Annotated in this window: 16 protein-coding genes; 4 read left to right on the plus strand and 12 right to left on the minus strand. The window is 59.7% G+C overall.

Annotation, left to right across the window (positions count from 1 at the left end):
• Positions 1–124: 124 nt before the first annotated feature.
• The gene (locus tag TRM7615_RS26100) at positions 125–358 is read right to left on the minus strand and encodes a heavy-metal-associated domain-containing protein (protein ID WP_108784878.1); all 234 of its coding nucleotides are present in this window, start codon (positions 356–358) and stop codon (positions 125–127) included.
• Between the two features lie 164 nt (positions 359–522).
• Here TRM7615_RS26100 and TRM7615_RS00010 point away from each other — a divergent pair, with 164 nt between their 5' ends.
• Positions 523–717 (plus strand): heavy-metal-associated domain-containing protein, encoded by a 195-nt coding sequence (locus tag TRM7615_RS00010; RefSeq protein WP_207775203.1) that lies wholly within the window; start codon positions 523–525, stop codon positions 715–717.
• A gap of 2 nt (positions 718–719) precedes the next feature.
• On the opposite strand, the gene TRM7615_RS00015 is transcribed toward TRM7615_RS00010, so the two are convergent.
• The 10 genes from TRM7615_RS00015 to TRM7615_RS00060 all read right to left on the minus strand — a co-directional run bounded on the left by TRM7615_RS00015 (position 720) and on the right by TRM7615_RS00060 (position 9,636).
• Positions 720–1,448: a DsbA family protein gene (locus tag TRM7615_RS00015; protein ID WP_108784880.1), complete on the minus strand. Its 729-nt coding sequence runs from the start codon at positions 1,446–1,448 to the stop codon at positions 720–722.
• Position 1,449: 1 nt separating this feature from the next.
• The gene (locus TRM7615_RS00020; protein ID WP_108785443.1) at positions 1,450–1,866 is read right to left on the minus strand and encodes a c-type cytochrome; all 417 of its coding nucleotides are present in this window, start codon (positions 1,864–1,866) and stop codon (positions 1,450–1,452) included.
• Between the two features lie 65 nt (positions 1,867–1,931).
• Complete coding sequence (locus TRM7615_RS00025; RefSeq protein ID WP_108784881.1) at positions 1,932–3,320, minus strand: multicopper oxidase family protein; 1,389 nt, start codon at positions 3,318–3,320, stop codon at positions 1,932–1,934.
• Between the two features lie 9 nt (positions 3,321–3,329).
• Entirely contained in the window at positions 3,330–4,226 is an 897-nt protein-coding gene (locus TRM7615_RS00030) for a c-type cytochrome (protein WP_108785444.1), read from the minus strand.
• Between the two features lie 12 nt (positions 4,227–4,238).
• Positions 4,239–4,835 (minus strand): c-type cytochrome, encoded by a 597-nt coding sequence (locus TRM7615_RS00035; protein WP_108784882.1) that lies wholly within the window; start codon positions 4,833–4,835, stop codon positions 4,239–4,241.
• A gap of 287 nt (positions 4,836–5,122) precedes the next feature.
• On the minus strand, positions 5,123–5,437 hold the full coding sequence (locus TRM7615_RS00040; protein WP_235823976.1) for a c-type cytochrome: 315 nt from the start codon (positions 5,435–5,437) through the stop codon (positions 5,123–5,125).
• A gap of 119 nt (positions 5,438–5,556) precedes the next feature.
• The gene (locus TRM7615_RS00045; RefSeq protein ID WP_235823977.1) at positions 5,557–6,105 is read right to left on the minus strand and encodes a L,D-transpeptidase; all 549 of its coding nucleotides are present in this window, start codon (positions 6,103–6,105) and stop codon (positions 5,557–5,559) included.
• A 143-nt stretch (positions 6,106–6,248) separates the two neighbouring features.
• Positions 6,249–7,688, minus strand: coding sequence for an ATP-binding protein (locus tag TRM7615_RS00050; RefSeq protein ID WP_108784885.1), 1,440 nt, complete (start codon positions 7,686–7,688; stop codon positions 6,249–6,251).
• Positions 7,688–8,416, minus strand: a complete 729-nt coding sequence (locus TRM7615_RS00055) for a response regulator (RefSeq protein WP_108784886.1) — start codon at positions 8,414–8,416, stop codon at positions 7,688–7,690. The genes TRM7615_RS00050 and TRM7615_RS00055 overlap by 1 nt, the downstream gene beginning before the upstream one ends.
• Before the next feature lie 2 nt (positions 8,417–8,418).
• Entirely contained in the window at positions 8,419–9,636 is a 1,218-nt protein-coding gene (locus TRM7615_RS00060) for an exo-alpha-sialidase (RefSeq protein WP_165821331.1), read from the minus strand.
• A gap of 259 nt (positions 9,637–9,895) precedes the next feature.
• On the opposite strand from TRM7615_RS00060, the gene TRM7615_RS00065 reads away from it, so the two are divergent.
• The 3 genes from TRM7615_RS00065 to TRM7615_RS00075 are packed head-to-tail and all read left to right on the plus strand — an operon-like array spanning position 9,896 to position 11,996.
• On the plus strand, positions 9,896–10,558 hold the full coding sequence (locus TRM7615_RS00065; RefSeq protein ID WP_108784888.1) for a TVP38/TMEM64 family protein: 663 nt from the start codon (positions 9,896–9,898) through the stop codon (positions 10,556–10,558).
• A gap of 1 nt (position 10,559) precedes the next feature.
• Positions 10,560–11,543 carry a cation diffusion facilitator family transporter gene (locus TRM7615_RS00070; RefSeq protein WP_108784889.1) on the plus strand — a complete coding sequence of 328 codons (984 nt, stop codon included), beginning with the start codon at positions 10,560–10,562 and terminating at the stop codon, positions 11,541–11,543.
• 3 nt (positions 11,544–11,546) lie between these two features.
• A complete protein-coding gene (locus TRM7615_RS00075) occupies positions 11,547–11,996 on the plus strand; it encodes a DUF411 domain-containing protein (protein ID WP_108784890.1) in 450 nt (149 codons plus the stop codon).
• Here TRM7615_RS00075 and TRM7615_RS00080 read toward each other — a convergent pair.
• Complete coding sequence (locus TRM7615_RS00080; protein WP_108784891.1) at positions 11,993–12,565, minus strand: Crp/Fnr family transcriptional regulator; 573 nt, start codon at positions 12,563–12,565, stop codon at positions 11,993–11,995. The two genes, TRM7615_RS00075 and TRM7615_RS00080, sit on opposite strands and share 4 nt — an antisense overlap.
• Positions 12,566–12,595 lie beyond the last annotated feature (30 nt).

A 12,595-nucleotide genomic window follows, 5' to 3' on the forward strand; every position in this document is an offset into this window, starting at 1 on the left:
TACAAATCCACGTGCTTCAATCCCGCCCTCCGTCAAAACGAAGAGCCTAACAGGACAGGCCAATCAGCCCATCTGCAGCAAGACAATCTCGCCGCTTACGTGGTGCAGTATTCCACCGGCGTTCTCAGTTGAGGGTGACCCTGGCAGTCCGCGCAGGGTAGCCCAGCGTATCCAGCGCCTGAGCAGCGTCTTGCAGACGGGCCGGGTCGTTGGCGGACAGCCGCGCCGATTCAGACGCGAGGTTGACGGAGACATCGGAGATGCCTTCCAGCGCCGAAAGGGATTTTTCAACACGTCCAACGCAAGACGCGCAGGTCATGCCGTCGATGTTAAGAGTGACTTGCGAGTTTTGGGTCATTTCGGTTCGCCTCATCTGAGTTCATGACTGATATAGGGCTTCCAGTGACTGGAAGCTCAATAGGGCAGATGAAATTTTTTTGTGTTGCCTTACCCACCGACTTCCACTTGACCTTCCACCCGCTGGAATCTCTATCTTGAGCCCAAGTCAGGAAAGGACCTCATGTGAAATTCCACGTCCCAGACATGAGCTGCGGCCATTGCACCGCTGCAATCACCGAAGAAATCGCAATTCTCGATCCCGCAGCGGAGGTTTCAACCGACCTCGACGCCCGGACGGTTGAAGTCACAACATCACAAACCGACGGGGCCGTGATCGAAGCAATCAAGTCTGCGGGATACGAGGCGGCTCCGGTCTAAGATCACTGGCCTGCTGTGCGCGCTTCCTCTGCGAGACGAATCATCTGGTCTGCCTCGATGACGCCGGGAACGAGGGCATCACCGATCACGAAGGATGGTGTTCCATTAAAACCGAGCGCGCGGCTCAGTTCCATCGACGCTGCGATATGAGCATCAATATCTGAAGACTCCATGTCGCGCCGCAGCTGCGCGACATCCAGACCGACCTGCTCGGCCACTTGGATTACAGAGGCCTCCTCGGCGCGTCCCGCCATTCCCATGAGCGCCCAATGGAACTCTTCGTACTTGCCCTGCTCGCGTGCGGCGAGCGCTGCCCGTGCCGCAAAGACGGACCCGTCGCCCAGGATTGGCCACTCCCGATAGACCAATCGGACATTCGGGTCTTCTTCCAGCAATGCTTCGATATGCGGCTTCACGCGGCGGCAATAGGGACAGTTGTAGTCGAAGAACTCGACAACTGTCACATCGCCCTCTGGGTTGCCGAGCACCGGTGCATTCGGGTCGTTTTCCAGTATATCGCGGTTCTCGGACAGAACGGTTGCAGCGGCTGCGGCCTGACGCTGCTGCTCGCGTTGCTCAATGATCTGAACCGCCTCCAATACGATCTCGGGGTTCTCGCGAATGGCCTCAAGCACGAGTTCCTTGACGCGATCCTCGCTCAGACCATCGGCCTGTGCGGCTAGCGGGACAACGAGGACCGCCGCCGTGATCAATTTCCGTACCAATTTCATGTCAATTTCCCCTCTTTCGCGTCTCGCCTTCGGTCCGCACCGCCTGCATTTCCTGTATTCGGTCGGGCCAGGTCGACTTGATGTATCCAAGAATGTTCCAGATCTCCTGATCCGAGAGCTGATCCCCGAAGCCTGGCATACCGCTGTCAAATTCCATGCCCTGAGCTGCCATCAGCGCGCGGCCACCAAGCTTGGTGTACTCAAAAAGAACTTGATCGCCGTGATGCCAGGTGTGGCCGGTCTCGTCATGCGGCGGTGCCGGCAAGCGACCGTCCTCGCCCGGGCTTTGCCAGTTCTCCTGCCCTTCCAGACTGGCACCATGGCAGGACGCACAATTCTCGACGTAAAGGGTTTGGCCCGCCGTGAAATCCACGTCTTTCGGCATCACACCGTTATTGGAGCCTGCCGCATTCGCCATCCAGAAAAAGATCCCGGCTCCACCTACGACGACAAATGCGGCTCCAATTATTGCGGCACCACGGTTCATGCCACGTCGATCCAAGTCATCATGCCGGAGGCTGCGTGCGACAGCATATGGCAATGCAGTAGCCATTTGCCGGGGTTGTCGGCGACGAACGCAATGTCGCGGACCTCGCCACGATTCAGCAGCGTCGTATCCCGAAGTGCCCCAAGGCTCCCGTCCGGTGCGATCTCGTGAAAATGCATTCCGTGCAGGTGCATCGCGTGGGGGAACGCAGTGTCATTGGTGATCTTCAGACGCACCGTCTCGCCGCGCGACAAGGCCGCGAGAGGCGCGCCGTCCATGCCGCCGACCGCACCGTTGAAAGCCCAGAAATTGCCGGACTGCATCATGTCGCGCATGGAAGACATCTGCCCGCCCATCATTGCACCCCGCATGCCGCCCATGGCACCGCCTTCCATGAGCAATTCAAGGTTTGTGGCGTCGGCCAGATCGGGCATCGCATGGACGTTCGGCGGCAGCGCGCGGGGAGCGTCCCGGCGCGCACGGGTAGCGTCTCCAGTCACTTCGAATGCCACCTGCGAGAAACTCTCGGTGCGGTCGATCTGCACGATATGTCCGGTGTCGCCAGTTTCCGCGATCACGTCAACGATCAGATCGACCCGCTGCGCGGGCGCCAGGACGATATTCCCATCGATGGGCCTAGGTTGGGCGAGCGGCATGCCGTCGAGCGCAACAATCCAGCCTTCGAGACCATCGAGCGCCAGCTGAAAAACGCGCGCATTTGCGGCGTTGATCATGCGCACACGCAGGCGCTCGTGCCGTTTGACCGGCATTGAGAGGTTATAGGCGCCGTTCGTGGTGATGTAGTTGCCAAGCCGCCCGGCGTGGCTGAAATCATGCATTGCCCCGAAGGTATCTGCGATCTGCGCGGTCTCTGGGTCGACTAGCCAATCGTCAAGGATCAGAACCTCTTCGCGGTCGATATCGATCGGCTCTGGCTCTTCGACGATCAGCGCGCCATGAAGTCCGCGCGCCACCTGTTCGAACGACCGGTTGTGCGCGTGGTACCAGTAAGTGCCCGCATCAGGTGCCACGAAGTCGTACTGAAACGTTGATCCAGGCGCGATGGCGTCCTGGGTGAGACCTGCAACACCGTCCATCGCGTTGTCGATACGGATTCCGTGCCAGTGGGTGGAGGTCGCGTTGGGCAAGTCATTGATGAGACGCCTCTGAACCCGCGCGCCCTGGACCACCCGGATTTCCGGACCCGGCGCCATTCCGTCAAAACCCCAGATGCGGGTCTGCCCATACTTCTCTGGTAGAAGCTGGACATCGGCGACACGCGTATGCAGGTCGCTTGTGGCGCCCGCCCAGGTTCGTCCTGTGCCAAGAGTTGCCAGCGCGGCACCAGTGGCAAGAAACTTTCGGCGGCTGAGGTTCAGGGTCATTAATATCTCTCAATTCTCGGACAGGTCGTTGCCCAGGATGTAGGTTGCCATGGCGGCAAGGTCAGCATCGCTCAAAAACGCCGTTCCATCGTTCACGACTTCCGCCATACTCCCACCGAACACATCACCCTCTGGCGTGATCCCGGTGCGCAAGGCATAGGCCAAGCTGTCCGCGTCCCAACCAGCGGCCTGCAAATCGGTGGGCAGGATCGAGGGCGCGCTTTTGCCGCCAGGCAGGCTGTCGTTTCCGGCGAAGATCCGGTCCGTGATCCGGGCCCCGGCAAAGTTTCGGTCCGTGTGACAAGCGCCGCAATGCGCAGCCCCCCTCACCAGCCATTTGCCGCGGTTCCAGGCATCGCTGCGTTCTTCAACCGCATCGGTGTCCGGCTCCGACAAATAGGCCGCCCGCCAAAGCTTCAGCCCCCAGCGTTGATCAAATGGGAAACTGGCCTCGTGCGCTGGTGACGGCTCTGGAACCGCAGGAACGGTCTGAAAAGCCGCCCAGAGATCGGCGATGTCCTGATCCGAGAACCGCGCGTAGAACGGAAAAGTGAAAGTGGGGTAGTACGGCTCGCCCTCTGGCGAAATGCCCTGCCGGACAGCGCGCGCAAAGTCGGAGATCGTCCAAGCTCCCATCCCGTGATCGGGATCGGTTGTCAGGTTTGGCGGGTAGAAGGTTCCGAAGTCTGTCTCAAGCGGCGCGCCCCCGGCCAGCGGTGCGCCTCCTACTTCGAAATTACTATGGCACGCAATGCATCCTGAAGCGCGCGCCAGATAGGCCCCGCGATCCACGTTGCCTTCGAGGATCTCGAGTGTGCCGGGCGGCTCGATCCCGATTGGCCAGGCGACGAGGGCAACAGCGCCCGTCACGCCAACAGTCGCAGCCAGCAAGAGTCCTCGGAACAGCAACCGCACGCGTCAATTATCCTCGGCCCGGAACTTCTGATGACAGGCCGAACACGTCTGCGTCACGGCCATGAACCCGGCATTTACCGGCATCTCCGCTAGCATTTCGGTAGTCATCATCTTTCCTGGTTTGCCCCCCATCATGCCTTGACCCGATCCCATCACACCCTGGCCGCCGCCCATCATGGTCTGACCGGTCCCCATCATGCCGCCGCCGGGCATGTCTCCGGGGCCGGCAAGGCCATTGTCTGCAGCCAGCTTCATGCCCTCTGCACTGGTGCGCAGGGCTTCAGCCAGAGAAGCAAACTCTTCCCAATCCTCCCAGATCGCGTCAAGCGCCTCCGACGGGGCTCCATTTGAACCTTCCGGGAACAGCTCGGTCATCTGGGTGCCGGCGTGACCGATCATCTTGTCAGCCGTGTCTCGCACAACGTCTGGGTCATACGCGGTCTGGCCACGCATAATGGGAGTGAGGCGTTTCATGGCGTCGCCCATTTCGCCCATTGCATCCATCCGCTCCTTCATCACACCGGTCGCGCCAGAATGAGCAAAGGCGGCGAAACCAAGTGTTGTTAGCGAAAACGCAGCTATTACAAGTCTAAGGCGCATCGGATTCTCCTTGTTTCAAAAAGTTTTCTGGCTCCAACCTTGGATTATGTTTCTTCCCAACACGGATGGCTTCCGGCCCCCGGTCCCGGTGCGGGGTTTCGGCCTGCGCCGCGGTGCCCAAAGTCACCTGAGTATTCCGCGCATTGCGAGCCGTATCCATAGTGGGAACCTCTGTCATGGTTGGGTCCGTATTGATGGTGCGGGCCTCGCCCCATCGGCGTGCACCCTGCGGCTGCAAAGGCGACGACCGATGTTGTCAGCACGAGTGATACGGAAGTCCAACTCATTCAATTGATCCCGTTCGCTCTCTGCAATTCGCGGACGTAAGCCACGATCATCTTCACATCGCCATCGGTCACGCCTTCGACAGGCGGCATGTTGCCAAAACGCCAATGGTGTGCCCGGACACCATTCTTGGCCGCCAGAAGAAAGGCCGCGTCGCCATGGTGGCTCGGTTCGTAAATCTTGTGCACGAGGGGAGGTGCGACTCCATCCTGTCCGGCCGCATTCGCGCCATGACAGGCCGCGCATTTTACCTCGAAGGCCATTTTGCCGATTTCTGCGTTTGCTGAAAGCGTCTCCGGCACTGCGACATCGACCATTGCTGGACCACTTCTTTGCGTGGCAACCGCAACATCCGGCACATCACCTTGTCCCGACCACCAAAAGCCCAAGCCCAGCAATGCTGCCAGAGCAACCGCGATGAGAGTGTATCGTCCCATCAGATCAGCTTGACCTGTGTGCCGACCGGGACGCGATCGAACACCTCTTCAATGTGTTCATTGTAAAGACCGATGCAGCCATTCGATGAGCGACGACCGATCTTGCGCGTGTCTTGCGTGCCGTGGATCCGGTAATACTGCCAAGAAAGATAAAGGGCCCGCGTGCCGAGCGGATTGGCTGGATCACCGCCCGGAATGCGCAGTGGCCATTCAGGGTTGCGTTCGCGCATGGATGGCGTCGGCGCCCAACTCGGGTTCTTTCGCTTCTCGACAACTTCTGTGTAGCCGCGCCGGGTCAATTCTTCCGAGATAGGAACAGACGTCGGGTAGAGACGCATCTCTCCCTCAGCGGTCCAATGCTGGATGACCTTGGATGACGTATCCGAGATGATCAGCCCAACCCCGAGAGTGTCGAAATGGTCTTCCCAAGCGTGGGTACGAAAGGACGAAACGTTCCGTCGAACAGGCTCAGTGGTCTCAGAAGTAACAACGGACGGCGCAAATAGGAGTGTTGTACCCAAACTGCCCGCGAACGCGCGTCTGGACATCAGGAATCGGTTTCTTGATTGCATGGTTCTGCCTCATTCCATGTCGATTGCCTTGTTTTCTAGCGGACATGGAAGATTTCAGGAACGTTTGGCGCTTTGGTTTTTTGTAATGATATGTATCAACGCAGCAGCTGGAAAGCCGGTCAGGTTCCGTGTCCTGGCACCTCCAATAGGTCGTGATATCCCCGATCCAAGCGCTCGCCGACGTCGGACGTGCCGGTCAGAGGCAGCACCACGCGCGCGCGCAACCCACCCTCATCGCGGTTCGACAAGTCTATGGCACCGCCATGCTCCAGAACGATACTGCGCGCGATAGAGAGCCCCAGTCCATGGCCGCCTGTTTCAAGAGATCGGGACTGTTCGATCCGTTGATAGGGCTGGAACACGTCTCTGATGCGATCTTCAGGGATCCCGGGTCCGCAATCGTCGATCCGTACTTCGACACCAGCATCAGACGCATCCCAAGAAAGGACAGGGCTGCGCCCGTAACGTTGGGCATTTTCGATCAGGTTGCGCAGTGCGCGCCGCATGGCCAAAGGCTTGATCTGGACCACCGCCTCGGGTCCCATTTGCAGATCGAGTTCGCCCTGTGTATCCTTGTGGAGTTCAGACAGATATTCCGCCACGTCGAGGCGCTGTAACTCTTCGCCCTGACCCACGCCGCGTGCGTAGGCCAATGTGGCTTCGACCATCTCCTGCATTTCCTCGAGCGATGTCGCTATGCCATCTTTGGTCTCGGGATCGTCCACCATCTCGGCCCGGACCCGCAGCGCTGTCAGGGGCGTACGCAAGTCATGTGCAAGTGCCGCAAGCATTTGGGTGCGGTCCGTGACAAAACGCGCAAGGCGCGCCTGCATGTCGTTGAAGGCGATCGTCAAATCCCGAACTTCTGTCGGACCGACAGGCGTAATCGGCCCCTCTCCTCCCCCCCGACCGAATTCCTCCGCAGACGCCGCGAGTTCGTTCAAAGGACGCGTCAAGCGCGTCAGAACAAACCAGAATACGGCCAGGAGCAGCACCACCGACGTCAGCACAAATGACAGCGTGGACGCCCAGGACCACTGGATCGGCGGACGCTCGAACCTTGTTGCGACGTTCAACCAGCGGCCACCCGCGATTGCGATCGATACCTCCATTTCAATGGCCGCCAAACGTCCTTGCATCATTTCGGCGTGCATCTCGGCCATTTCTGGCGATAGATTCGGCAACGGGAGAAGACCCTGTTCGATTTCATGGACTTCAACTCGGATGTCCCGACTGTAACCATCGTTCAAGAGCGCGCGAATTCGAGCCTCCACGGCACCGTTCTCATCATGATGCGTATGGGTGACCGAAGGCCCATCACCAAGCTCGAAGCGCACCAGGGGCGAGGTCGCCGCCGCGACGATCTCATCGCGCAAATCGGGCGGCGCGGCTTCGATGAGGCGGGCAACATTGGCTGCACGCCCCGCCGCCTCGCTCCCGATGGCGGCCTGCACTGCCAGAGACCGTTCATCCACGAATAGCCAAAACCCGACGACCTGCGCGACGAATAGGACCGACACAACGAGGATGGCGATCTGTGTGCGAAATCCCATGCGCATCAAGTCTCGAGATCCACGTCGCAATTCAGACAATAGCCGCCATTGCGCACGGTCGTGATGATCCGCGGCCGCAAGACATCCGGTTCGATCTTCCTGCGCAGTCTCGAGACTTGGTTGTCTATCGTCCGATCAAAAGGCCCGGCGATGCGCCCGGCGCTCAACTCGAGCAGTTCATCCCGACTGATGACCTCGCGTGGACGTTCCAGAAAGACCGACAGCAGCTTCGCTTCTGCAGTTGTCACCGTGTTTGCTGTGCCGTCCTGCTTGGACACCTGACTGGCATCATGGTCAAACGTGACACCGGCGAATTTCGCGCGTTTTCCTGCAAGCGTGCCGCCGTGTGGCGAGGACGTCTCGCCTGCACGGCGCAGAATGGCATTGATCCTGGCCAGAAGCTCGCGCGGATTGAAAGGTTTTGGGAGATAGTCATCTGCTCCCGTCTCGAGCCCACGAATGCGATCGTCATCTTCGCCGAGAGCGGTGAGCATGAGTATAGGGGTCATCCGATGTTCGCGGCGCAACCTTGCGCAGGCAGCTAGACCGTCTTCTCCGGGCATCATGATATCCAGCACGATCAGATCGACATTTTCCTTGCCCAGATGGTCATCCATTTCGGACGTGTTGCCCGCACCGGTGGCCTGCATCCCATTTTTCTGCAGATAGCGCGTGACCGATTGCCGTATTTCGGCATGGTCATCGACCACCAGGATATGTGGCGGGGCGGACATGATCAGTCGATCTCCGTCAGTCTGATCCGGCGCATGGCAATGCGGTCGCCCGTCCCGTCAGGCTGGGTCCAGGCGATGAAGATGTCGCGGCCCAGTCGAGCCATGGTTGGAAAGTTCACGGACGCACCTGCCGAATTTGTCGCCAGCATCTCCTGCGCCACACATCCGCTCTCCTTTTCCGCCCGGCACAGCATGAGCACTTCCTTCCCGTCGGTCCATTCGACCCAGGACACCAACGCGGTCCCGTCCTCAAGCAGTTCGACATCGACCCGGCCCATTGGATTGCCGAGATCGACCCGGACCGGCGCGCCGAAGCTGCGGCCCGCGTCGCCGGAAAAGGCCACCTTGACCGCCGCAAGGTCGTTTGCCCCTGTAAACCATGCGACGGCCACGTGATCGCCGTCGGCAGCAATTGCCGGACCATTGACCGGGCATCCCGCCAACTCCCACCCATCATGGTGAACCGTCACGGGCCTTTGCCATCCATCGACCGTCAGCCGCGCGACGGAGATATCCCGGATCTCTCCATCCGTCCGGTCTCGGTAAGCGGCGAGTATGGTGCCATTTCCGGTCGCGGCGAGATTTGTCTGGCAGCAGGAGCAGGTCTGCACATCGAGGGCAACGTCGCGGCCGAGAGAGCCGTCGCTTGTCAGCGTCGTTGCCCGCAACTGCATGGCGTCAGGCACTGTGAACGCTTCACTGCGATCGGCCCCATAGGCCCGTCCATCGAGCCAGATGACGGCCAGACCATCCGCACCCGCAGGCAGCATCGACACGAACCCGTGCTGCGCGAAAGACCTGTCTTCATGGGGGATCAGCGGTTTGCTCCAGGACGTGCCGCCATCGCGCGACAACGCGACCTCGACTTGATAGTCAAAACTCGACGGGCCAATTTCGCGAAGCCAGTGAACCGCGATCGCGCCATCGTCGAAGACGGCAATGCCGGGAAAGTCGGCCCAGTTCACGAAGAGATCGGACCCTTGATGCACAAGGCGCGGTTCGGACCAGCCCTGAGCGGACCGGAGGCCCATCATGACTTTGGTTCGATCCCCTTCGTGTTCGATCCAGCTCGTGTAGAGTACGCCATTGTGGCTCGTAAGAGACGGCTCATGCGCTCCTGGCGGCGACGGCAGATCAATGTCCTCTACTTGATCAATAAGCGCAGCACGCATCTCAGCCGTTACGGGTTGCGGCAGCACGAAGCCAATCGCCGCGATCACCAATCCAAGGAGTCCGATCCATGTATTCGCGCGTTGCAGGCTCTGCGAGCGCCTACGATCTCTGGTTTTTATTCGGCATGTCATAACGCGCAGAATAGATTGATCTTTCCCAAATGACCCGAACTTCCTTTGTCGCAAAATGTATCAACGCGATGTTGGCCCTTGACCTTCCAGCGACTGGAATCCCTATGTCACGCCTCATGATACGTGCGATACAACAAAACTCTGACCAGGTCGCCAGGCAGCCGTGGGGTTGGCCATGATGTCCCGTCTTGCCCTTCTGCTCCTTCTGGTGCTCGCGATTTCCGTTCAAGCATTGCCGGATGTTCTGGGCTTCGACATCAATCTCCCCGAACGTGAGGACCTTGACCGCTGGATCGATGCCGCGGGACTTATGGGGCCCGTACTTGTGGTCGCTCTCATGACGGCGGCAATCGTTGCAAGTCCGTTGCCCTCCGCCCCGATCGCGCTCGCTGCTGGCGCCGCCTATGGTCACACGTTCGGGACGCTACTTGTCGTTCTCGGAGCGGAACTGGGGGCACTCGCCGCCTTTTTGTTGGCACGCGGGCTTGGTCGCCCCTTTGTCGAACGCCACTTTGGCCAAAAGACAGGCCCGCACTTTCTCGGGTCGCAGAACACCCTGTCTTTTCTGGTTTTCGGAAGCCGGCTGTTGCCGTTTCTGTCCTTCGACATGATCAGCTATGCGGCCGGGCTGAGTAAACTGCATCTGTGGCGCTTCGCGCTTGCGACCCTGGCCGGAATCATCCCGGCGAGTTTTTTTCTCGCGCATCTCGGCAGCGAGGCCATGAACGGGGATGCCCGCACCGCCACCTGGACGGCAGTCGCGCTCGGCGGCTTTACCGCATTGTCCCTGCTTGTCGCGATTTGGCGCGAACGCCGCCCTACAAGGAAAGAAAGCTGACATGGCATCCCATTCTCACACCGGACACATGCCCACGTCAGGCAAGGCGCTGTTCATCTCCGCCTGGCTGACGGGTATCTATTTCGTCATCGAACTGATGGTTGGCCTATGGACGGGTTCGATTGCTGTCCTGTCCGATGCATTTCACACACTTTCGGCGGTCGGTGGGGTTCTCGTAGCCATTGTCGCGCAGCGTATCGCTCGCAGGCCTGCTGATCCGGAACGCAGCTTTGGCTGGTATCGCGCCGAGATCATCGGTGCGCTCGTCAATGGCGGCTTTCTGTTGGGCATGGCCCTTCTTGTGATCTGGATGGGCGTCATGCGGCTCGGCAATCCGATCCATCTGCCGACGGGTCCCATGCTCTGGGTGGCCTTCGGTGGATTGGTCACCGAGGTCATCTCGCTCGGCCTTATGTGGCAATCAAGCAAAGACGATCTGAACGCCCGTGGCGCGCTCTGGCATATCATCCAGACCTTCGTCGGTAGCCTTCTGATCATCGTGACCGCCTTGGTCATCAAGTTCACCGGCTTTCTCGCAATCGACCCGATCCTCGGAGCTGCGTTCGGCGTCGTGCTCCTCTGGGCCTCCATCGGCGTGATCCGCGAAGCGGTTCACATCCTCATGGAAGGGACGCCGGAAGATACAGATCTTCCAGCAGTCATCGCAGATCTTCGCGAACAGGAGCACGTCCTCGATGTCCACCACGTACATGCCTGGACCCTAACAAGCGGAAAACACGCATTTTCGGCCCACCTGCGCCATGCCGATCCCGCGGATGCTTCCGGAGTTCTCGAAAACGCGTACAACCGCTTGACCCACGAGCACGGCTTTCACATGGTCACCTTGCAATTGGAGACCAATTGTCTCGACGAGACGCATGCGCAAGATCTCGACATATCCGGGCAAAGGACTTTGCATGAAGAGAACACTCTCGACGACAAGTCCGGCGAGGCTATTATTCCGACCAACACTGAAAAGGATTGACGCATGAACAGACGAGTTTTTCTGATGTCCGGTACCGCAGCGGCACTGGCGCGCCCCATCTTCGCAGACGCGGTCCCGGTCATCAAGGTTTTGAAATCCCCGACATGTGGGTGCTGCACCGCCTGGGTTGAACATGTTCGGCAGGCAGGGTTCGCAGTCGAGGCCCAGGATATCGATCAGGATGCGCTTTATGCGTTCAAAGACCGGCTACAAATCGCACCGGAACTCGCTGGATGTCACACTGCAGTCGTGGGCGACTATTTCATTGAGGGCCACGTGCCTGCCTCGGACATCAAGCGGCTGCTGGCAGAACAACCGGTGGCGCGCGGTTTAACCGTCCCAGGTATGCCGATGAGTTCGCCCGGCATGGGGGGGGCCGGGGCCGGTGACATTTTTGATACCTTGCTTGTGGGATCCGACGGCGCGACCTCCGTCTTTGCCAGCCACAGCTAGGTGGCGGCCCGGAGCCGATATTCGCCGCGTGACGGGTTGATGACCTGTCCTGCCTCCACGAGCGCACGAAGGGCGCGGTAGGCCGCTTCAGGGCTGAGCTGCAATAACGCCGCGAAGTCTACAACAGTACTGTCGAGCAAACCGGCCACAAGACCAGCCAACACCCGGTCCTCGGCGCGCCGGATCCCGACGATTTCGAGGAGTTGCCTCTGGGCCTGTATCTGCCGCGACGCCCGGCGCCCGTAGGACAGTGCAAAATCGGCGTCCGCAAATGCCGCCAAGACTGCTGCTTTGTCGATCCGAATGAGGTCGCCTGCCTCGATGACGACCGCGTCACAATGGTACCTGTCCGAGAAGATAGACGCCTCGGCGAAACTCGTGCCTGCGGTCGCGCGGTGAATGACGAAACGCTCGCCGTTCGGCCCCATTCGTTCAAGATGCACACGCCCGGCCAGCACAACGTAGAGACCCTTTGTGACCGATCCTTGCAGGAACAGAGTCTCGCGCGACGCAGCGCTCACGCGATGCAGTGCGATATCCGGCAGACGATTGTATGGATCAGGTAGCATATGATTGAAATCATATCTGACTGCAGGCGC

Source organism: Falsiruegeria mediterranea M17 (assembly GCF_900302455.1).
Lineage (GTDB): Bacteria > Pseudomonadota > Alphaproteobacteria > Rhodobacterales > Rhodobacteraceae > Falsiruegeria > Falsiruegeria mediterranea.

Bases quoted from the DNA above. Each gene is read 5' to 3' on its own strand.
- TRM7615_RS26100 (WP_108784878.1), bottom strand. From the start codon at position 358: ATGACCCAAAACTCGCAAGTCACTCTTAACATCGACGGCATGACCTGC.
- TRM7615_RS00015 (WP_108784880.1), bottom strand. From the start codon at position 1,448: ATGAAATTGGTACGGAAATTGATCACGGCGGCGGTCCTCGTTGTCCCG.
- TRM7615_RS00020 (WP_108785443.1), bottom strand. From the start codon at position 1,866: ATGGCGAATGCGGCAGGCTCCAATAACGGTGTGATGCCGAAAGACGTG.
- TRM7615_RS00025 (WP_108784881.1), bottom strand. From the start codon at position 3,320: ATGACCCTGAACCTCAGCCGCCGAAAGTTTCTTGCCACTGGTGCCGCG.
- TRM7615_RS00035 (WP_108784882.1), bottom strand. From the start codon at position 4,835: ATGCGCCTTAGACTTGTAATAGCTGCGTTTTCGCTAACAACACTTGGT.
- TRM7615_RS00040 (WP_235823976.1), bottom strand. From the start codon at position 5,437: ATGGTCGATGTCGCAGTGCCGGAGACGCTTTCAGCAAACGCAGAAATC.
- TRM7615_RS00045 (WP_235823977.1), bottom strand. From the start codon at position 6,105: ATGTCCAGACGCGCGTTCGCGGGCAGTTTGGGTACAACACTCCTATTT.
- TRM7615_RS00050 (WP_108784885.1), bottom strand. From the start codon at position 7,688: ATGCGCATGGGATTTCGCACACAGATCGCCATCCTCGTTGTGTCGGTC.
- TRM7615_RS00055 (WP_108784886.1), bottom strand. From the start codon at position 8,416: ATGTCCGCCCCGCCACATATCCTGGTGGTCGATGACCATGCCGAAATA.
- TRM7615_RS00065 (WP_108784888.1), top strand. From the start codon at position 9,896: ATGATGTCCCGTCTTGCCCTTCTGCTCCTTCTGGTGCTCGCGATTTCC.
- TRM7615_RS00070 (WP_108784889.1), top strand. From the start codon at position 10,560: ATGGCATCCCATTCTCACACCGGACACATGCCCACGTCAGGCAAGGCG.
- TRM7615_RS00075 (WP_108784890.1), top strand. From the start codon at position 11,547: ATGAACAGACGAGTTTTTCTGATGTCCGGTACCGCAGCGGCACTGGCG.
- TRM7615_RS00080 (WP_108784891.1), bottom strand. From the start codon at position 12,565: ATGCTACCTGATCCATACAATCGTCTGCCGGATATCGCACTGCATCGC.